The following is an 18,710-nucleotide window of genomic DNA, read 5'->3' as shown; positions in this document are numbered from 1 at the left end:
CTGGAGGCCACCGTGAAACTGCGTGCCCCGACACTGCGCTCCCCCCGCGCGGCGACGTTCGCCGCCGCGCTCGCCGCCGCCGTCGTCGCGGCCACCCTCGCGGCCCCGCCGGCCGCGTCGGCGGCCACCGCCGCGTTCGTCCGCACCGCCAGCTGGAGCAGCGGATACGAGGCGAAGTTCACCGTCACCAACGACACCTCGGCCGGCATCAGCTCCTGGAACGTCCAGTTCGACCTGCCCGGTGGCACCACCCTCGGCTCCTTCTGGGACGCCACGATGACCACCTCCGGCCAGCACGTCACCGCCGTCAACAAGTCCTGGAACGGCACCCTCGCCCCGGGGGCGAGCACCACGTTCGGCTTCGTCGTCGCCGGCACCGGCGACCCGACCAACTGCACCGTCGACGGCGGCTCCTGCACCGGCGGCGGCACCCCGTCCGGCCCGGCCACCCCGGGTGGGCTGCGGGTCGCCGGCACCACCGCCTCGTCGGTGTCGCTGTCCTGGAACGCCGTCTCCGGCGTGACCGGCTACCGGGTGTACGAGGGCAGCGCCGTGCGGGCCACCGTCACCGGCACCTCGGCGACGGTCTCCGGGCTGGCCACCTGCTCCGCGCACAGCTACACCGTCGCGGCGTACGACTCCTCGGGCGAGTCGGCGAAGTCACCAGCCGTGGCCGCCACCACCACCGGCTGCACGGGCGGGACCGGCCCGATGGCCGCCGCGCCCTACCTCTACCCGGGCTGGGGTGACCCGCCCGCCCCTGCCACCGTGATGCAGGCGACCGGCGTGAAGTGGTTCACCATCGCGTTCGTCCTCTCCGGCGGCGGCTGCACCCCGGCGTGGGACGGCAGCGGCCCGCTCACCGGCGGCGCGCACGCCGCCACCATCGCCGCGATCCGGGCGGCCGGCGGCGACGTCATCCCGTCCTTCGGCGGCTGGAGCGGCAACAAGCTCGGCCCGAACTGCTCCTCGGCCAGCGCCCTGGCCGGGGCGTACCAGCAGGTCATCAACGCGTACGGGCTCAAGGCCATCGACATCGACATCGAGAACAGCGACGAGTTCGAGAACGAGGCGGTGCAGGACCGCATCCTCGGCGCGCTGAAGATCGTCAAGCAGAACAACCCGGGGATCAAGACGATCGTCACGTTCGGCACCTCGACCACGGGGCCGTCGTACTACGGCACCCGGCTGATCAACCAGGCCGCGGCGCTCGGGGCGAACATCGACACGTTCACGATCATGCCGTTCGACTTCGGCGGCGGCGCGAACATGTACCAGAACACCGTCAACGCGTCCGAGGGGCTGAAGACCGCGCTGCGCAACGCGTTCGGCTGGTCCGACGCCACCGCGTACGCGCACATGGGCATCTCCGGCATGAACGGCCTCTCCGACCAGCAGGAGCTGACCTCGCCCGCCACCTGGACGCAGATCCGCGACTGGGCGAAGGCCCGCGGCCTGTCCCGGTTCACGTTCTGGGCGGTCAACCGTGACCGGCCGTGCCCGGGTGGGGGAGTGGTCGCCAACTGCTCCGGCATCGCCCAGAACACCTGGGAGTTCACGAACATCACCGCCCGGTACTGAGCTGCCCGCTACTGGGCTGCCCGACACCGGGCCGCCCGGACTGCGACACCGGACCCGCGCGCGGTCAGCGGCCGGCGGTCACCGACTGCCGGTCGCGCCGCGCGCGGCGGCGGCGGCGCACCTTCTTCGCCGCCCAGCTCACGACCATCACCCCGAAGACCGCGAAGATCGCGTAGTTGAACCAGCTGCTGTAGCGGTCCACCTCTTCCCAGCGGGACCCGAGCGCGAAGCCGGCCCCCACGATCAGCGCGTTCCACACCCCGCTGCCCAGCGTGGTCAGCAGCACGAACTGGCCCAGCGGCATCCGGTTCGCCCCGGCCGGCACCGACACCAGGCTGCGTACCACCGGCACCAGCCGGCCGACCAGCACCGCCCCCCGGCCGTGCCGTTCGAACCAGCGGTCGGCCCGCTCCAGGTCGGCCCGGTCGACCAGCGGGATGCGGTCCAGCCACCGCTTCAGCCGCGCCTCGCCGATCACCGCGCCGAGCCAGTAGAGGACCAGCGCCCCGACCAGCGAGCCGGCCGTCGCGGCGAGGACGATCAGCGCCACGTCGAACCGGCCCTGCGAGGCGAGGTAGCCGGCCATGGCCAGCACGATCTCGCTCGGGATCGGCGGGACGACGCACTCCAGGGCCACCAGCAGGGCCACCCCGACCGCACCCAGCGCCTCGATGACGCCGGCCACCCAGCCGGTCAGCCCGATGAACTGCGACGGTTCGACGTCCTGGGCGAGGGCCATGGGTCTCCTTCCGTGGAGCCGCCGGGGAGCCGCTGGGGAGCCGCCGGGGGATCGGGCTCCGCCGGGGGATCGAAAGGTCTTACCCAGCGCGGCGGCGCTCAGTCCTCCGGGTGCAGCGCCGCGTCCGCCGGGCCCTGCCGCCAGCCGGTGAACCGGACGGCCAGCCCGCTCCGCAGCGGCGCGCAGCAGAACGGGCCGGCCGCCGCCTCGGCGTCCGGGGCGAGCGGGGAGACCCGGACCAGCCGCCACGGCTCGTCGCCGGCCCGGGCCCGGATGGTCAGCGCGTCGCCGGCCCGGCTCACCCGTACGCTCACCTGCCGCCCCGACCACTCGGGAACCGGGGCGACCGACCAGTCGGAGACCTCCCGGGTGACCACGGCGCCGACCTGCGGCTGGCCGTCGCTGACCTCCACCCCGGCCTTGACCCAGTTGCGCTCGTCGACGCGGACCAGCACGCCGGCCTGGTCGAACTGTTCGGCGAAGTCGAACCGGAAGTCGACCTCCACGGCGCTGCCGGAGAGCAGCGGGGCGAGCAGGGCCGGGCCGTTGTCGTGCACGAAGCCGTAGCTGGTGTGCCGCCAGAAGTCGCTGCCCTCGGCCGGTTCCACGATCAGGCCGCCGTCCGGCGTCGGTTCGGTCCGCACCGGTTGGTGCAGCCACTCGCCCTCCGCCCAGTCGACGTCGCGCGGCTCCGTGCCCGATCCGATGCTCATGCCCGGCAGGCTACCGCCCGGCGATGCGGGTGGTACTCGCGTTTGCCGCCGGGCCGAATCGGAGAAGGTACGCCGGCATGGGTGACAGGTGGTACTCCGAGGCTGTCGTCTACTGCCTCGACATCGACACGTACGCGGACTCCGACGGCGACGGGGTCGGTGACCTCCGAGGCCTCATCGGCCGGCTGGACTACCTGGCCCGGCTCGGGGTGACCTGCCTGTGGCTGCACCCGATCCACCCGTCGCCCAACCGGGACGACGGCTACGACGTCACCGACTTCTACAACGTGGACCCGCGCTTCGGCACCCTCGGCGACTTCGCCGAGCTGCTGCACCGGGCGCAGAACCGGGGCATTTGGGTGATCATCGACCTGGTGGTCAACCACACCTCCGACCAGCACCCGTGGTTCGTCTCGGCCCGCTCCTCGCCCGACTCGCCGTACCGGGACTGGTTCGTCTGGGCCGACCACGAGCCCGCCGACCGGCACCAGGGCATGGTCTTCCCGGGCGAGCAGGACGAGACGTGGAGCTACGACCGCACGGCGAAGGCCTGGTACTACCACCGGTTCTACAAGTACCAACCGGACCTCAACTTCGCAAACCGGAGGTGCGCGCCGAGGTCAGGAAGATCGTGTCGTTCTGGCTCCAGCTGGGCGTCTCCGGGTTCCGGATGGACGCCGTGCCGTTCATCATCGAGCTGACCGAGCCGGGCAACCCCAGCTCACCGAAAGACTTCGAGTTCCTCACCGAGCTGCGCCAGCACGTGCAGTAGGCGCTGCGGGACACCCCGACGCTGCCCGCCGGCGGCCAGTGGGCCACGTTCCTGCGCAACCACGACGAGATCGACCTGTCGCGGCTCACCGCCGAGCAACGCAACCAGGTGTACGCCGAGTTCGGTCCCGAGGAGCGCATGCGCAGCTACGACCGGGGCATCCGCCGCCGGCTCGCCCCGATGCTCGGCAACGACCGCCGCCGCGTCGAGCTGGCGTACGCGCTGCAGTTCTCGCTGCGCGGCACGCCGGTGCTGCGCTACGGCGAGGAGATCGGCATGGGGGAGGACCTGTCGCTGCCGGGGCGGGAGGCGATCCGTACCCCGATGCAGTGGTCGTTCAAGCCGAACGCCGGCTTCTCCACGGCGGACCCGGAGAAGCTGGTCCGCCCGGTGATCGACTCGGGTGACCACTCGTACGAGAAGGTCAACGTGACCGCCCAGCGCGGTGACCCGCGCTCGCTGCTGTCGTGGTTCGAGCGGATGATCCGGACGTTGCGCGAGGCCCCGGAGATCGGCTCCGGGTCGACCACCCACATCGACGTGCCGATGCCGGCCGGGGTGTTGGCGCACCGGGCCGACGGTCCGACCGGGACGATGGTCTTCCTGCACAACCTCGGCACCGGCGACGTGGAGGTCGACCTGGGTGGCCTCGCCGCCGAGGCGGACCAGCCGATGGACGTCCTCGCCGACCGCCGGTACGGCGAGCTGGGCAAGCTCGACTCCCTGAAGCTGTCGGGCCACGGCTACCGCTGGATCCGGCTGTGCCGCGGCGACGCGTTCTGACGCTGGATCCGGCTCTGCCGCAGCGCCGCGTTCTGACCGCCGGCGGGTGGGTTACGCTCCCCGGGTCGCCGTAGGTTACCGGGAGGTAGGCATGTCGGAGGAGCAGCGGGTCGCCATCGTGACCGGGGCCGCACGGGGGATCGGGGCGGCCACCGCGCGCCGGCTGGCCGCCGACGGCCTGGCCGTGGCCGTGGTCGACATCGACGAGGCGGCCACCGCCGACACCGTCGACGCCATCGTGGCGGCCGGCGGCCGGGCGGTCGGCGTCGGCGCGGACGTCGCCGACCGGCCGCAGGTCACCGCCGCCGTGGAGCGGGTCGCCGCCGAGCTGGGCGCGCCCACCGTGCTGGTCAACAACGCCGGGGTGCTCCGCGACAACCTGCTGTTCAAGATGACCGACGCCGACTGGGACACCGTGATGGGCGTGCACCTGCGCGGCGCGTTCCTGTTCAGCCAGGCCGCCCAGCAGCACATGGTCGCACGGAAGTGGGGCCGGATCGTCAACCTCTCCAGCACCTCGGCGCTGGGCAACCGGGGCCAGGCCAACTACGCGGCGGCGAAGGCGGGCCTGCAGGGCTTCACCAAGACCCTCGCCATCGAGCTGGGCCCGTTCGGGGTGACCGTCAACGCGGTCGCGCCCGGGTTCATCGTCACCGACATGACCGCCGCCACCACCGCCCGGATGAAGGTGGACTTCGAGGCCTTCCAGAAGCACGCCGAGTCGGAGATCCCGGTGCGCCGCGTCGGCCGTCCCGAGGACGTGGCGCACACCATCTCGTTCCTGGCCAGCGAGGGCGCGTCCTTCGTCTCGGGCCAGGTCGTCTACGTGGCCGGCGGCCCGAAGGACTGAGGGGTGGGGCGGGTACGGGTGCGCCAGAGCCAGAGCAGGCCGAGCACCGGCAGCACCAGCGGGACGTACCCGTACCCGCTGCCGAACCCCGACCAGACCGTCTCGTCGGGGAACAGCTGCGGGTCGGCGAGGCTGAGCAGGCCCACGCCGACCACCCCGACCAGCTCCACCGAGCAGCAGGCCAGCGCGACCCGCCGGCCCGCGTGCCCGGCGCGGGCCAGCCCCACGGCGGCCACGATGTAGACCAGCGCGGCCAGCGCCGACAGCAGGTACGCCACCGGCGCCTCGGCGAACCGCGTGGCGATCTGGAGGCCCGCCCGGGAGGTCGCGGCGATGGCGAACAGCAGGTACACGGCGATCAGCAGCCGGCCCGGCCCGGTGTTGGTGGCCGGTCGGGGCGCCTCGGTCTCAACCACCGACGACCTCCCAGGTCTGCTGGAGCCGGACCACCACGACCGGCGTGACCAGGCAGATCGCGCAGACGATCGCCGAGCCCCACCGGGTCGGCTCCATCCGGGCCAGCACCCACGCCAGCGGCGGCAGGCAGACCAGCGTCACCAGGTAGCCGAAGAACGCACCCGGCTCGCCGGGCCGCTCGCCGCCGCCGAGCGCGACCAGCGCCACCACGGCCAGCGCGAGCAGCGCCAGCTCCAGCACGGCCAGGCCGGCGAGCTGCATCCGGTCCGGCGGCCGGTTGCGCACCGCCGCCACCAGCGTCCACCCGGCGAGTACGAGCGACAGCACGATCGTCGCCGTCGCCAGCACCCCGTCCACCGGCGAGCCGGCCGCCGCGCTGGTCATCGACGCCAACGGCGTCGCAGTCTCGGTCACCGGGACAGCCTACTAACCGGCGTAGTACCCGTTCCCGACGCGTCGGCTGCGCCGGGCGGGGCGGGCGGGCTAGCGTGGATCACGGCTCCGGGCTCGCCGGCGCCGACGACGGACACCGGGGGTGGACCGTGCTGCGGTTCGGCTTGTTCGGCACCGGCCACTGGGCGGCCGAGACGCACGCGGCGGGCATCGACGCCCACCCCCGCGCCGAGCTGGCCGGCGTCTGGGGCCGCAACCCCGACCACGCCGCCGAGCTGGCCCGCCGGCACGGGGTGCCCGCGTTCACCGAGGTCGACGCGCTGCTCGACGCCTGCGACGCGGTCGCCGTGGCGCTGCCGCCGGACGTCCAGGCCGACATCTCCGTCCGGGCCGCCACGGCCGGCCGGCACCTGCTGCTGGACAAGCCGCTGGCGCTGACCGTCGCCGACGCCGACCGGGTGGTCGCCGCCGCCGCGCAGTCCGGCGTCGCCTCCGTGGTCTTCTTCACCAGCCGCTTCCAGCCGAACATCGCCGGCTTCCTCGCCTCGACCGCCGCCGCGGGCGGCTGGCACACCGCCAAGGCGGTCCGCTTCGGGTCGATCTTCCAGCCCGGCAGCCCGTACGGCGGCTCCCAGTGGCGTCGCGACCGGGGCGCGCTGTGGGACATCGGCCCGCACGCCCTGTCGATCATCCTGCCGGTGCTCGGCCCGGTGACCCGGGTCGCCGCGATGGACGGCCCGCGTGGCCTGGTCCACCTGCTGCTCACCCACTCCGGCGGGGCGACGAGCACCGTCTCGCTGACCCTCGACGCCCCGCCCGAGGCCGTCGCGACCGAGTTCGCCTTCTACGGCGACAGCGGCGTCGAGCCGGTCCCGCCCGGCGACGGCAGCTCGCTGACCGCGTTCGGGGTGGCGATCGACCAGCTCCTGGAGGAGATCGACGCCGGCACCCGGGACCACCGGTGCGACGTGCGGTTCGGCCGCGACGTGGTGGTCGTCCTCGCCGCCGCCGAGACGGCCCGCGCCGAGGGCCGCACCGTCACCGTGCCCGACTGAGACCGCACTGCCGGCTGTGTGCGGCATCCCGGTCGTCACAGGACGTCGTAGCCGTCGCTCCGGTGGCCGAGGTGGGTTGCGCCTGGGTGGCCGGCAAATCGGTCGCGTGAGCGGGGTCGCCCGGCCTACTCTGCCCGCATGTTCACGCACGCCCTGATCGACGTGGCCGCTTCGCCGGCCGCGTGGGCCCCGCTGCTGGTGGCCCGCCCGCGAGTCCGGCGTCCGGCCCCGGCCGGCCGGGACGCCACCCGCGCCTGATCGCCGCCGGGCGGTGAACGCCGCCCGCGTCCCCCGCGCCGAGGGCCGTCCGAGTCCCCATCCGACCGGACAGGCCCCACCGCCGGCTGCCCGCCGGCCGCCTGTCCGTGCCCCTCGCCGGCACGGTGCCCCGGACCGCGTTCCGCCCGGTGCCCCGCGTCGACGCCGGCATCCTGCGCCTCGACCGGCGCGCCGAGCCGCTGCTGCCGCCCGGCGACCTGCCCGCGTACCGCCGGCTCGTGGAGGTCGGGTTCGGCGGGGTCGGCGGCGGCGTCGCGGCCTCGTTGAGCCGGCACCGCCCCCGTGCCCGGGTGGCTGCGGCGCTGCGCGCGGTACGCCTCGACCGGGATGCCCTGCCCGGCGAGGTCTGGCCGGAACAGTGGATCACCCTGCACCGCCTGCTCCGCTGAGGGTCACACCCCCGCCGGGTACGTCTCCATCTCGCCGAACGAGGTGAGCGCCGGCAGCGGGCGCACGGCCCGGGTCTCGTCGCACCAGACGAACGCGTCGTAGCGCTCGCCCAGCCGGGTCGGCACGTAGTTGCCCCACGACTCGAAGCTCGGGTCGTACACGACGCCGATCGCCCGGTGATCGTGCTCCTCGGTGACCCAGCCGGGCTGGTCGGGGCCGCCGAAGACCAGCACCGCCCGCTCCGGCAGCAACTCGTGCAGCCGCCGCTCCACGGAGCCGGGGCGGGCCGGCGGCACCACCATCTCCTCGGCCGGCGAGCCCCAGCGTGGCGCGGCGACGACCGTGCCCCGGTAGCTGCCGAAGCCGATCAGCACCACGGTGTCCGTGCCGTGCCGCTCGCGGGCGAGCTGCCCGAGGTTGATCATCCCGCCAGCGGTCATGTCGGTGGCCCGGGCATCGCCGACGTGGGTGTTGTGCGCCCACACGACCCCCCGCGAGCCCGGGCCGTGGAAGTCCAGCAGCCGGTCCAGCGTGTCCGCCATGTGGATGTCCCGGACGTTCCAGGAGTGCGGGCCGCCGCCCATCATCGCGCGGTAGTAGCGCTCCGCGCCGGCCACCACCTCCGCGTTCTGCCAGGCCGAGAAGCGGTCCGGGCCGTCCGTGGCGGCCTGTTCCCGGGTACGCGCCAACAGCCGTACCACCTCCTCCTCGCAGCGGGCCGAGACGAACCGGCTGGCGGCTCCGTACTCCTCGATCCGCCGGCCGTACGGCTCGAAGCACCGGTACGCCTCCTGCGCGGCCTCCAGCGAGGCCGGCTCCTCCTCGCCCAGGTAGTCGAAGATCGCCTGCATGGACTCCCAGAGGCTGTAGACGTCCAGGCCGTGGAAGCCGGCGCGTTGCTCCCCCGGTTGCTCCTGGTTCCAGGCGCGCAGCCAGCGACAGAAGCGCGCCACCTCGGCGTTCGACCACATCCAGGTCGGCCAGCGGTTGAAGCGCTCCAGCGCGACCTGCGGGTCGGCGAGTCCGCCGGGGGCGGCGGTGACCGACCGGTGTACGCGCTCGCAGTCCGGCCAGTCCCCCTCGACGGCGACGAAGCGGAAGCCGTGCTCGGCGACGAGCCGCCGGGTGAGCTGCTCGCGGAGGCGGTAGTAGTCGTGGGTGCCGTGCGTCGCCTCGCCGATCATGACGATCCGGGCACCCCGGATCCGATCCAGCAGGGGATCGAAGTCGCTCGGCGCGCCGAGCCGCTGTACCAGCATGTCTGCGGCTACCCGGCCCCCGCCGGGACAAACCGCCCGCCGCGGCGCCCGGGCGGGGCCGCGCGGGGCATGGAGACGGGCCGAACGGGTAGCCGGCCGACATGACCGTCAGTGGGGTGGAGTTGCAGGAGTACCTGGCGGGGCTCGACTACCCGGTCTCCCGGGAGGACCTGGTCCGCTGGGGGCAGGAGAACGGGGCCAGCACCGAGCTGTTGCAGATGTTGCACGCGCTGCCGGCGGAGGCGTTCTCGTCCCCGGCGGAGCTGACCGAGGCGCTGAGCACGCTGGCCTGAGCACCGACGCCCAGCGGATCAGGCGCTGTTAGGCGGGGCCCCCTGTACAACAGAATGCGTTAACAGGGGGCCCCTCCTTGCACCTCTCACCCGGCGGCCGGGTCCTTGTCGGCCAGGTGGGCGCGCAGGCCCTCGCCCTCGATGTCCACGTTGGGCAGGACCTTGTCCAGCCAGCGCGGGATCCACCACGCCGCCTTGTTGAGCAGCGACATCACCGCCGGCACGATGGTCATCCGGACCACGAAGGCGTCGATCGCGACGCCGGCGGCGAGCGCGAAGCCCATCAACTTGATCACCGGGTCGTCGAGGAAGACGAAGCCGCCGAAGACCGAGATCATGATGAGCGCGGCGGCGGTGACGACGCGCGCGCCGTGGCCCATGCCGTTGATCGTGGCCTGGTGCGCGGTGTCGCCGTGCACGTAGTCCTCCCGCATCCGGGAGACCAGGAAGACCTCGTAGTCCATGGCCAGGCCGAACAGGATGCCGATGAGCAGGATCGGCAGGAAGCTGACCAGCGGGCCGGGGGTGTCCAGGCCGACCAGGCCGGCCAGCGTTCCCTGCTGGAACACCGCCACCGTGATGCCGAACGTGGCGGCGACCGTGAGCAGGAAGCCCAGCGCCGCCTTGACCGGCACCAGGATCGACCGGAACACCAGCATCAGCAGCAGGATCGACAGGCCGACGACCAGCAGCAGGTAGACCGGCAAAGCGTCGGAGAGCTTCTCCGACACGTCGATGCCGATCGCGGTCGCGCCGGTCAGCAGCACGTCCGCGCCGGCGACGCCGGCGACCTGGCGACGGATGTCGTGCACCAGCTGCTCGGTGGCCTCGTCGGTCGGTCCGCTGCGGGGGATCACCCCGAGCAGCGCGGTCCGCCCGGTCGGGTCGGTCTGCGGCGGGGCCACCGCGAGCACCCCGTCCGTGGCCTGGACCAGCTGGGCGACCTGCGGGGCCGCGGCGGCGGTGGCCTGCGGGGAGTCGGACGTGACGACCACCGCGAGGCGGCCGGTGAAGCCGGGGCCGAAGCCCTCCCGGACCAGGTCGTTGTTCACCCGGGCCGGCGAGCCCGCCGCGGCGGCGCTGGCGTCCGGCAGGGCCAGCCGCATGTCGGGGGCGGGCACCGCGAGCAGGCCCAGGCCGAGCAGAGCCACCAGGATCACCGGTACGCGCAGCCGGGTGACCAGGCCGGCCCAGCGGAAGCCGAAACCGGACCGGTCCTCGGTCGGTGCCACGGTTCGGTGCTCGGCGGATGCCGTCCCGGTTCGGTCCTCGGCCGGTGCCGTTCCGTTCGTGGGCGCGGCGCCCGTGGCGCTTCCGGCCCGGCGCAGCCGGCGGGGGAGTACCCGGTTGCCGGCGAAGCCGAGCAGCGCGGGGGCGAGGGTGATGGCGACCAGCACGGCGACGGTCACCGTGCCGGCGGCGGCGAGGCCCATGACGGTGAGGAACGGGATGTCCACCACGGCGAGGCCGGCGAGCGCGATGACCACGGTGGCACCCGCGAAGACCACGGCGGAGCCGGCGGTGCCGACGGCCCGGCCGACCGCCTCCTCCGGGGACAGCCCCTCGATCAGGTGCTGCCGGTGGCGGGAGGTGATGAACAGCGAGTAGTCGATGCCGACCGCGAGGCCGAGCATCAGGGCCAGGATCGGCGCGGTGCTGGTCAGCTCGATGACGCCGGAGAGCGCGAACAGGCCGGCCATGCCGACGCCGACGCCGATCAGCGCGTTGAGCATGGTCATCCCGGCCGCGACCAGCGACCCGAACGTGATGACCAGGACGATCGCCGCCACCAGGACGCCCAGCGCCTCGGTGGAGCCGACCTCCGGCTCGCCGCCGAGCACCTCGCCGCCCGGGGCGATCTGCCACCCCTGCGCCTCGGCCTGCGCGCCCACCTTCTCGTACGCGTCGCGCTGGGAGTCGGTGACGTCATCGGCGCGGCCGGCGAACTGCACCTGGATCAGCGCGTACCGGCCGTTGGGGGAGATCGCCTGGGACTTGTAGGGGTCGACCGCGCCGACCACCCCGGGCAGGGTGGCCGCCTCCTGGGTCACCTGCTTGACCAGGGTCTGCCCCTCGGGCGTGGCGAGTTGGCCGTCCGCCGGTGCCTTCACGGCAATGGTGCCGGTGGCGCCGCTGGCCGCCGGGAACCGCTCGGCGAGCAGGTCGATCGCGCGCTGGGACTCGGTGCCGGGCATGGTGAAGTTGCTCGCCGTCGGGCCGCGCAGCGTCGCCGCGGCGAGGCCGAGGCCGACGAGTACGACGAGCCAGACGACGGCGACGAGCCGTCGGTGGCGCAGTGACGCCCGGCCGAGCCGGTACAACAGGGTCGCCATCAGATCCTTGTCCTCGATCGTGTGGGTGGAGTCGTCATGGGTGGAGTCGTGGGCCGACTGGACGGTGGTGGGGTCAGTCGGGGGGCACCAGCGCGCGCCGGACGAGGCCGAGCAGGGCGTCGCGCAGCTCGTCGTCGCCGAGGTCGTCGAACTCGCCGCAGGTCTCGGCGATCCCGGCGAGCACGACCAGGGCCGCGATCCGGGCCGCCGGGTGGGGCGAGTGGCCGGCGAACGCCGCGATGAGCCGTTCGGAGATCTGCTGCACGTGCACGAAGGCCGGCTGCTGGAGCAGCACGGGGAACTCGCCGCGCAGCAGCGCGATCTGTCGGCGGAAGCGCACCGCGAGGTCGACGAAGCCCTCGGCGGCGACGCGCTGGGCTTGGCCGCCGCGCAGCCCGGCGATCCGCTCGTCCAGCTCTGCCACCGCCGCCAGCTCCGGGGCCATCAGCTTGCTGAGCAGGGCCTCCTTGTTGGCGAAGTGGTAGAGCACGGTGGCCTTCGAGACGCCGACCTCACGGGCGATGTCCTGCAACGAGGTGCCCTTGTATCCGGTCACGGCGAACCGCCGCCCTGCCGCCGCCAGGATCTCGGCGTGTGTCTCGGGTACCGCCCGTGCCATCCGGCCACCTCCTGGCCACCAGCATGCCTGACCGATCGGTCAGACCCTGACCGATCGGTCAGAGAAATCGGGTGGCGTTGGCCACAGCGAACTGCCACGCCGCCGCGACGACGACACGGCCATCTCGAAGAACCGGGTCCGCCCCCGGGGCTGTCATGATGCGGGGATGACCGAGAACCCATCGACCTCCGTCGAGCGCGCGGACGCGCTGCGCGCCCTGCACAAGTCCGGCGACCCGCTGGTGCTGCCCAACGCCTGGGACGCCGGCTCCGCCCGGGCCGTCGCCGCGGCCGGCTTCGCGGCCGTCGCCACCAGCAGCGCCGCCGTCGCCGAGTCCCTCGGGTACGCCGACGGCGAGGCCACCCCGGTCGAGGAGGTGTTCGCCGCTGTCGCCCGGATCGTGCGCGCCGTGCCCGTCCCGGTCACCGCCGACCTGGAACGGGGGTACGGCTTGAGCCCCACCGAACTGGTCGAGCGGATGCTCGCCGCCGGGGTCGTCGGGTGCAACCTGGAGGACTCCGATCCGCGCACCGGCGCGTTGTACGACGCGGAGGAGCAGGCCGACCTGCTGGCCGCCGTGCGGGCGGCGGCCGACGCGGCCGGCGTGCCGCTGGTGCTCAACGCCCGCATCGACCTCTACCTGCGCGAGGCCGGCGACGCGGCCGGGCGTACCGCCGAGGCGATCCGCCGGGGGCGGCTCTACCGTGCCGCCGGCGCGGACTGCGTCTACCCGATCTTCCTCGCCGATCCGGACCGGATCGCGGAGTTCGTGTCCGGCGCGGAGGCCCCGGTGAACGTCGGCTTCAAGCCCGGCGGGCCGAGCCTGGCCGAGTTGGCCGGGCTGGGCGTGGCCCGGGTCAGCTTCGGTCCCGGCCCGTACCGGGTCAGCCAGGCGCGGATCGCCGGCCTGCTCGACGCCGTCCGCTCCGGCACCAACCCGTACGCCTAAGGAAGGGCCCCCTGTTGACGCTTTCGGTATAGGAAGGGCCCCTTCCTAACCGCCGACCAACCCGGCGGACCCGTTCCGGTTGCCTCCCGGCGGGCGGGGCGCGAGGGTGGGGTGATGAGCAGAGCGGAGCAGGCCCGGGCCGGGGTGTCGCTGACCAACCTCGACCAACCGCTCGCCCCCGACGCCGGGGCGAGCAAGCGGGACCTGGTCGACTACCTCGACGCCGTCCACGAGCGGCTGCTCCCGTGGCTGAGAGGGCGGCCGCTGTCGGTGGTGCGGGTGCTGCGTGGGCAGCCGCCGTTCATGCAGAAGAACCTGCCGAAGTACACCCCGGACTGGGTACGCCGCACGTCGGTCTGGGCCGAGGCGTCCCACCGCGACGTGTCGTACGCCCTCTGCGACGACCGGCGGACGCTGCTGTGGTTCGCCAACCAGCGCGCGGTGGAGTATCACCCGACCCTGGCCACGGTCGACCGCCCGGGGCACCCGACCCACCTGGTGCTGGACCTGGACCCGCCGGAGGGGGCGGCCTTCGGCGTGGCCGTGGCCGCCGCCCGGCTGGTCCGGCAGGCGCTCGCCGACGCCGGGCTCGCCGGGGCGGTCAAGACCAGCGGGGCGAAGGGACTGCACGTCCTCGTCCCGGTCGACGAGGCGACAAGCGCCGAGGAGGCCGCCGCCGCCACCCGCGCCCTGGCGGTCCGGGCCGAGCGGCTCGACCCGGCGCTGGCCACCACCGCGTTCATTCGCGAGGACCGGGGCGGCCGGGTGTTCGTCGACTCGACCCGGGCGGGCGGGGCGAGCCTGGTGGCCGCCTACAGTCCTCGGCTGCGCCCAGGGCTGCCCGTGTCGTACCCCGTGGGGTGGGACGACCTCGGCGCGGTCGCCCCCGCCGATTTCACCGTGCGGACCGTTCCCGCGCTGGTCGCCGACCGCGACCCGTGGGCGGGGCTGCTGCCGCCGCCGCAGCGCCTCCCCGCCGACCTGGTCGAGCAGGGGAGGGACATCCCGGCCGCCCGGGTGCAGGCGATGCACGAGGGGCGGCGCCGGGCGCGGGCCCGCCGCGCCGCGCAGTCACCGTAGCCGCCGGGCGGGCGGGTCGCGGGGGCGCTGCGGGTCGCGCGGGGAGTCTTGCTTTCATCGATTCGCTTTGACATCCTCGATTTGGAAAGCGCTTTCCGAAGCTGGTGTCTCCGGGCGACGCCGGCGCGGCCATCCACGGGCACCCCGTCCTGCGACCCGTCCGATCCCTGGAGACCCCCATGCACCTCAGCTCCATGATCGCCGCGACCGGCCTGCTGGCCGGCGCGTTCGTCGTGCTTCCCCAAGCGGCGCAGGCCGCCCCCGTCCGATACGAGGCCGAGACCTCGCCGGCGGTGTGCACCGGCACAATCGACGCGGACTGGGCCGGCTACTCCGGCAGCGGCTTCTGCAACGCCACCAACGCCATAGGCGCGTACGCCCAGTTCACGGTGAACGCCGCCGCCGCGGGCGCGGCGACGCTGCAGATCCGGTTCGCCAACGGCACGACGGCGGCCCGGTCGGCGGACCTGATCGTCAACGGCTCGACCGTGCAGAACGTCGCGTTCGAGGGCACCGGCGCCTGGAGCACCTGGGTGACCAGGACGGTGTCGGTGAGCGTGACCGCAGGCAGCAACACCATCCGGCTCAACCCGACCGTCCCGGCCGGCCTGCCCAACGTGGACCACCTCGACGTCGACGCGGGCACGACCACGCCGCCCCCGGCGACGAACGCGCTCTACGTGGCCACCAACGGCGACGACGACAACCCGGGCACGCTGAGCGCCCCGCTGCGCAGCATCCAGCGCGCGGTCGACCTCGCCCAGCCCGGCCACACCGTCTTCCTGCGCGGCGGGACCTACGCGCCGGGCACCAACATCCAGCTGCTCAAGAACGGTACGTCCAGCCAGCCGATCACGATGCGCAACTACGACAACGAGCGGGTCGTCATCGACGGCGAGAACATGCCGCACACCCCGGCGCCGGTGGGCGGCAGCATCCCCCGTGCCGAGCGGGGCGCCGTCCACATCGAGGGCGACTGGTGGCGGCTGGTCGGGCTGGAGATCATCCACGGCCCGTACGCGGTGTTCGCGCTCGACGTCAACAACAGCGTCTTCGAGCGCCTGGTGACCCGGGACAACTACGAGTCCGGCATCCAGATCCAGGGCGCGTCGAGCAACAACCAGGTCGTCAACCTGGACTCGTACGGCAACCGTGACCCCCGTAAGAACGGGGAGAGCGCCGACGGCCTGGCCATCAAGGAGGGCTCAGGCACCGGCAACGTGGTGCGCGGCGCCCGGCTGTGGAACAACTCCGACGACGGCCTGGACTTCTGGATGTTCGAGTCGCCCATCCTGCTGGAGAACAGCCTGGCCTGGGGCAACGGCTTCAACCGCTGGAACCTGCCCGACTTCACCGGCGACGGCAACGGTTTCAAGCTGGGCGGCAACGGCGTGGCCGCCAACCACACCGTGCGCAACAGCATGACGTGGGACAACGCGGTCGGCGGCGTCATCGACAACAACAACCCCGGCCGGCACACGATCGACCGCTGCACCGCGTGGGACAACCCCGGGACCGGCTTCAACTTCAACCGGTCCAGCAGCACGCTGACCAGGAACCTCGCGGTGGCCAACGGCACCGCCGTGTCGCTGGGCTCGACCTCCACCGGCAGCGGCAACTCGTGGAACATCGGCGGCACCTGGTCGCTGGCCAGCACCGACCCGAGCACGATCACCGGGCCGCGCACCGCCGACGGCTCGATCCCGTCCTCGAACTTCCTGCGCCCGTCCAACGGCGCCGACGTGGGCGCCCGCTTCTAGCCGCCGGCGCGGGTGGGGTCGGCGGTGGCCGGCCCCACCCCGGCCGGCGTCGGCCCGAGGCTGACGAGCCTGCGAGCAGCTACTCGCCCGGCCCGGTCAGCCGTACCTCGGTGCTGCCGAGGATGCGGCCGTTGATCTGGATGTCGATGCGGTGCTGACCGGGGTGGAGCCGGCGGACGCTGACCTCCCGGAACGGGTGCCGGCGGCTGACGGACCGCGCCCGGCCGCCCTGGAGGGTGACGGTGGTCAGTTTGAACACCTTCGGCGCGCGGGTGCCACGGACACCGGCGTGATGGACGGCGTAGTCCACGACGGCCCGGGCGGTGGTGTCGGCGACGAGGGTGAACGCGATGGTGACCTCGCCGCCGATCGGCACGCTGGCCGGGGTGACGGTCAGACCGGTGAGGGTGACGGGGATGTCGAGGTCGTAGCCGAGCAGCCGTAACGCGCCGGGGTGGCCCTGCTTGGCCAGGGTGCGCAGGCCGTGCCGGATCACCCAGGCGGTCCGGTCGCCGCCGGTGCCTGCCCAGCGGCGGGCGATGGACACGGCTAGGTCGGGGTGGTCCCTGCTGATGTCGTTGAGGTGGTTCGCGACCGAGCGACGCACGTACTCGGACGGGTCGTCGTGCAGCCGGTCGAGCAGCGCCACGGCGGGGGTGGGGTCAGCGACGAGGCCGCGCAGCTGCGGCGCCCAGGGCAGTCGCGGGCGGGTGCCCTCGGAGACCAGCCGCCGCAGGTGTTCGTCCGGGTCGGCGGCCCAGCGGCGCAACTGGTCGAAGGTCGCCCGGGGATGGCGCTCGATGAAGTACCGGATCGGCCCTTCGCTGGAGAACCGCGGCGACAGCGCGGCCAGCGCGGGCAGCGCCACGTCGGGGGCGTCGAGGCCGTACTCGGCGACGTAGTAGCCGCACGGCAGGGTCATCCAGCCGGTGAAGCTCGCCGAGTCCAGCGCCCGGTGCAGCACCGTCGCGGCGGCGGCGAAGTCGCCGGGCATGGCCCGGCCCAGGGCGGCGGCGACGTGACGTACGCGGGCCAGCAGCGCCAGTGGGGCGAGCCCGGCGGCGTCGGCAGTGAACGCCGTGGTGGGGAAGCCGTCCCAGGCGCGGTGCAGCTCACCGGCCAGGGCGGTGACCATGGCCGGTGAGATCTCGTCCTTGAAGTCAGCCATGGTCAACTCTCGACTGGTCGGTGAACAGGGCCGGGCAGGCCCGCTGGAGCTGGACCCACACCTCATCCGGTGCGGCGAACCGGTCGGCGCGGTAGAGCTCGCCGATGGCGACGGCGGAGTCGATCTGGTCGGCGACCGTGTCGAGCCGGCGGCGTTCGAGGCTGTCGCCGGGGCGGCGCGGGTGTTCCGCGAGGGCGAGCCGGTCACGGTCGAGGTAGCCGACGTCGAGCGCGGACTGGATCTGCCGGCCGCAGCGGCACGGATTGGCCGGGTCGACCAGCCCGCAGCGGTTGTCGACGACGTGCCGGATGGTGCGCCGGGCGCGGGACAACCGTTGCCGGAACGCGGCCGGGGTAACGTCGCAGATCGAGGCGCCCTCGATGTCGGTCAGGCCGAGCACGTCCCCGAGGAGATACGCCGCCCGCAACGGTCGACTCAGGCACAGCAGCATGCCGTAGGTGCAGCTGATCCGTACCTCCTCGCACAGCAGCCGGTACTCGGCGGCGTCGGTGGTGAAGTCGCGGGCCGCGAGGCCCCGGTCGAGCAGTTCGGCGAACGGCGCCGCACCCCGGACGGAGGACTCCACGAGGCGTTTGCGGGTGCGCAGCAGCTCCCGGGTGGCCACCGTGTAAGCCCAGGTCATGAACTGGGCCCGCCCCTCGAAGGTGGCCAACCGCGTGACGAGGCGGACGAGGATCTCCTGGGTGGCGTCCTGGGCATCCTGCGGGTGGCCGAGGAACTGCAACGCAAGCTGGTACAGCGGGTGTTGCACCCGCCGTACCAGCTCGGTCAACGCGACCCGGTCGCCGTCGATCGCGGCGGCGGCCAGGTCGTTGAGGGGCACCTCGGTCACGGTTGCCGGGCCTCGGTCAGGTCGGTGGTGTGGGCCAGCTCGCCGGTGTCCACCGACAGCACCTCACCCAGCAGCGAGTGCATCTCGCCGAGCAGTGGCAGCTCACCGGCGACCGCCATCAGCTTGGCCGCCCCGCCCGGCTCGCTCCAGGTCAGGATGTCCAGCCAGGTTTGCTCGTCGAGCCGGACCAGCTCGGCGCGGACCAGCACCGGGCACGCCGCCTGGGCCTGCGCGAGCGCCGCCGGCCTGATCTCCAACAGCCGGGAGACGTTCGCCGGGTCGATGGTCGCCCGGAAGACCTGGATCTCGTTGGTCATGTCTGCTCCTCCACGTCGGGGCCGGCCGGGGACAGCCGACAGGACAGTGAGAGTCCTCGACAGGGGGAAGTGTGACAGAGGTGCAGGACATCTCCCGCCTGGTGGGA

Annotated in this window: 17 protein-coding genes and 2 pseudogenes; 9 read left to right on the top strand and 10 right to left on the bottom strand. The window is 73.3% G+C overall.

Going from position 1 to position 18,710, the window contains the following annotated elements; translation table 11 throughout:
• Window positions 1–12 precede the first annotated feature (12 nt).
• Window positions 13–1,581: a cellulose binding domain-containing protein gene (locus ACFT41_RS11725; RefSeq protein WP_377587662.1), complete on the top strand. Its 1,569-nt coding sequence runs from the start codon at window positions 13–15 to the stop codon at window positions 1,579–1,581.
• 64 nt (window positions 1,582–1,645) lie between these two features.
• Here ACFT41_RS11725 and ACFT41_RS11720 read toward each other — a convergent pair whose 3' ends face one another.
• On the bottom strand, window positions 1,646–2,320 hold the full coding sequence (locus ACFT41_RS11720) for a DedA family protein (RefSeq protein ID WP_377587663.1): 675 nt from the start codon (window positions 2,318–2,320) through the stop codon (window positions 1,646–1,648).
• A 98-nt stretch (window positions 2,321–2,418) separates the two neighbouring features.
• Window positions 2,419–3,033 carry a DUF1349 domain-containing protein gene (locus ACFT41_RS11715; RefSeq protein WP_377587664.1) on the bottom strand — a complete coding sequence of 205 codons (615 nt, stop codon included), beginning with the start codon at window positions 3,031–3,033 and terminating at the stop codon, window positions 2,419–2,421.
• Window positions 3,034–3,110: 77 nt separating this feature from the next.
• Between ACFT41_RS11715 and ACFT41_RS11710 the strand changes: the two are divergent.
• A pseudogene (locus ACFT41_RS11710) lies at window positions 3,111–4,588 on the top strand (alpha-amylase family protein).
• Between the two features lie 91 nt (window positions 4,589–4,679).
• The gene (fabG, locus tag ACFT41_RS11705; RefSeq protein WP_377587665.1) at window positions 4,680–5,438 is read left to right on the top strand and encodes a 3-oxoacyl-ACP reductase FabG; all 759 of its coding nucleotides are present in this window, start codon (window positions 4,680–4,682) and stop codon (window positions 5,436–5,438) included.
• Here the strand turns inward: fabG and ACFT41_RS11700 are convergent.
• Both ACFT41_RS11700 and ACFT41_RS11695 read right to left on the bottom strand, forming a co-directional pair.
• Window positions 5,411–5,854 carry a hypothetical protein gene (locus ACFT41_RS11700; protein ID WP_377587666.1) on the bottom strand — a complete coding sequence of 148 codons (444 nt, stop codon included), beginning with the start codon at window positions 5,852–5,854 and terminating at the stop codon, window positions 5,411–5,413. The two genes, fabG and ACFT41_RS11700, sit on opposite strands and share 28 nt — an antisense overlap.
• A complete protein-coding gene (locus ACFT41_RS11695; RefSeq protein ID WP_377587686.1) occupies window positions 5,847–6,239 on the bottom strand; it encodes a hypothetical protein in 393 nt (130 codons plus the stop codon). Before ACFT41_RS11695 ends, ACFT41_RS11700 begins: the two co-directional genes overlap by 8 nt.
• 158 nt (window positions 6,240–6,397) lie before the next feature.
• On the opposite strand from ACFT41_RS11695, the gene ACFT41_RS11690 reads away from it, so the two are divergent.
• Window positions 6,398–7,303 (top strand): Gfo/Idh/MocA family protein, encoded by a 906-nt coding sequence (locus ACFT41_RS11690; protein ID WP_377587687.1) that lies wholly within the window; start codon window positions 6,398–6,400, stop codon window positions 7,301–7,303.
• Window positions 7,304–7,674: 371 nt separating this feature from the next.
• Window positions 7,675–7,971: pseudogene (locus tag ACFT41_RS11685) on the top strand (rRNA adenine N-6-methyltransferase family protein); the annotation flags it as partial.
• Between the two features lie 3 nt (window positions 7,972–7,974).
• On the opposite strand, the gene ACFT41_RS11680 reads toward ACFT41_RS11685, so the two are convergent.
• Window positions 7,975–9,231: an erythromycin esterase family protein gene (locus tag ACFT41_RS11680; protein WP_377587667.1), complete on the bottom strand. Its 1,257-nt coding sequence runs from the start codon at window positions 9,229–9,231 to the stop codon at window positions 7,975–7,977.
• A 101-nt stretch (window positions 9,232–9,332) separates the two neighbouring features.
• Here ACFT41_RS11680 and ACFT41_RS11675 point away from each other — a divergent pair, with 101 nt between their 5' ends.
• Entirely contained in the window at window positions 9,333–9,524 is a 192-nt protein-coding gene (locus ACFT41_RS11675; RefSeq protein WP_377587668.1) for a DUF2795 domain-containing protein, read from the top strand.
• An 86-nt stretch (window positions 9,525–9,610) separates the two neighbouring features.
• Here the strand turns inward: ACFT41_RS11675 and ACFT41_RS11670 are convergent, their stop codons facing one another.
• A complete protein-coding gene (locus ACFT41_RS11670; RefSeq protein ID WP_377587669.1) occupies window positions 9,611–11,857 on the bottom strand; it encodes an MMPL family transporter in 2,247 nt (748 codons plus the stop codon).
• Between the two features lie 73 nt (window positions 11,858–11,930).
• Window positions 11,931–12,476: a TetR/AcrR family transcriptional regulator gene (locus ACFT41_RS11665; protein ID WP_377587670.1), complete on the bottom strand. Its 546-nt coding sequence runs from the start codon at window positions 12,474–12,476 to the stop codon at window positions 11,931–11,933.
• A gap of 166 nt (window positions 12,477–12,642) precedes the next feature.
• Here ACFT41_RS11665 and ACFT41_RS11660 point away from each other — a divergent pair, with 166 nt between their 5' ends.
• The 3 genes from ACFT41_RS11660 (at window position 12,643) to ACFT41_RS11650 (ending at window position 16,265) form a co-directional block, all read left to right on the top strand.
• A complete protein-coding gene (locus tag ACFT41_RS11660) occupies window positions 12,643–13,425 on the top strand; it encodes an isocitrate lyase/phosphoenolpyruvate mutase family protein (RefSeq protein WP_377587671.1) in 783 nt (260 codons plus the stop codon).
• Window positions 13,426–13,539: 114 nt separating this feature from the next.
• The gene (gene ligD / locus ACFT41_RS11655) at window positions 13,540–14,505 is read left to right on the top strand and encodes a non-homologous end-joining DNA ligase (protein WP_377587672.1); all 966 of its coding nucleotides are present in this window, start codon (window positions 13,540–13,542) and stop codon (window positions 14,503–14,505) included.
• 179 nt (window positions 14,506–14,684) lie between these two features.
• Window positions 14,685–16,265 carry a carbohydrate-binding protein gene (locus tag ACFT41_RS11650; protein ID WP_377587673.1) on the top strand — a complete coding sequence of 527 codons (1,581 nt, stop codon included), beginning with the start codon at window positions 14,685–14,687 and terminating at the stop codon, window positions 16,263–16,265.
• A gap of 79 nt (window positions 16,266–16,344) precedes the next feature.
• Here the strand turns inward: ACFT41_RS11650 and ACFT41_RS11645 are convergent, their stop codons facing one another.
• The 3 genes from ACFT41_RS11645 to ACFT41_RS11635 are packed head-to-tail and all read right to left on the bottom strand — an operon-like array spanning window position 16,345 to window position 18,603.
• Complete coding sequence (locus tag ACFT41_RS11645) at window positions 16,345–17,433, bottom strand: DNA alkylation repair protein (protein ID WP_377587674.1); 1,089 nt, start codon at window positions 17,431–17,433, stop codon at window positions 16,345–16,347.
• Window positions 17,426–18,286 carry an RNA polymerase sigma factor gene (locus ACFT41_RS11640; RefSeq protein ID WP_377587675.1) on the bottom strand — a complete coding sequence of 287 codons (861 nt, stop codon included), beginning with the start codon at window positions 18,284–18,286 and terminating at the stop codon, window positions 17,426–17,428. Before ACFT41_RS11640 ends, ACFT41_RS11645 begins: the two co-directional genes overlap by 8 nt.
• Window positions 18,283–18,603, bottom strand: coding sequence for a hypothetical protein (locus tag ACFT41_RS11635; RefSeq protein ID WP_377587676.1), 321 nt, complete (start codon window positions 18,601–18,603; stop codon window positions 18,283–18,285). The genes ACFT41_RS11640 and ACFT41_RS11635 overlap by 4 nt, the downstream gene beginning before the upstream one ends.
• Window positions 18,604–18,710: the final 107 nt, after the last annotated feature.

Source organism: Micromonospora sp. NPDC057141 (assembly GCF_042670805.1).
Taxonomy (GTDB): domain Bacteria; phylum Actinomycetota; class Actinomycetes; order Mycobacteriales; family Micromonosporaceae; genus Micromonospora.
The sequence above is the reverse complement of the archived record's forward strand: the minus strand, read 5'-3'. Positions and strand labels throughout refer to the sequence as shown.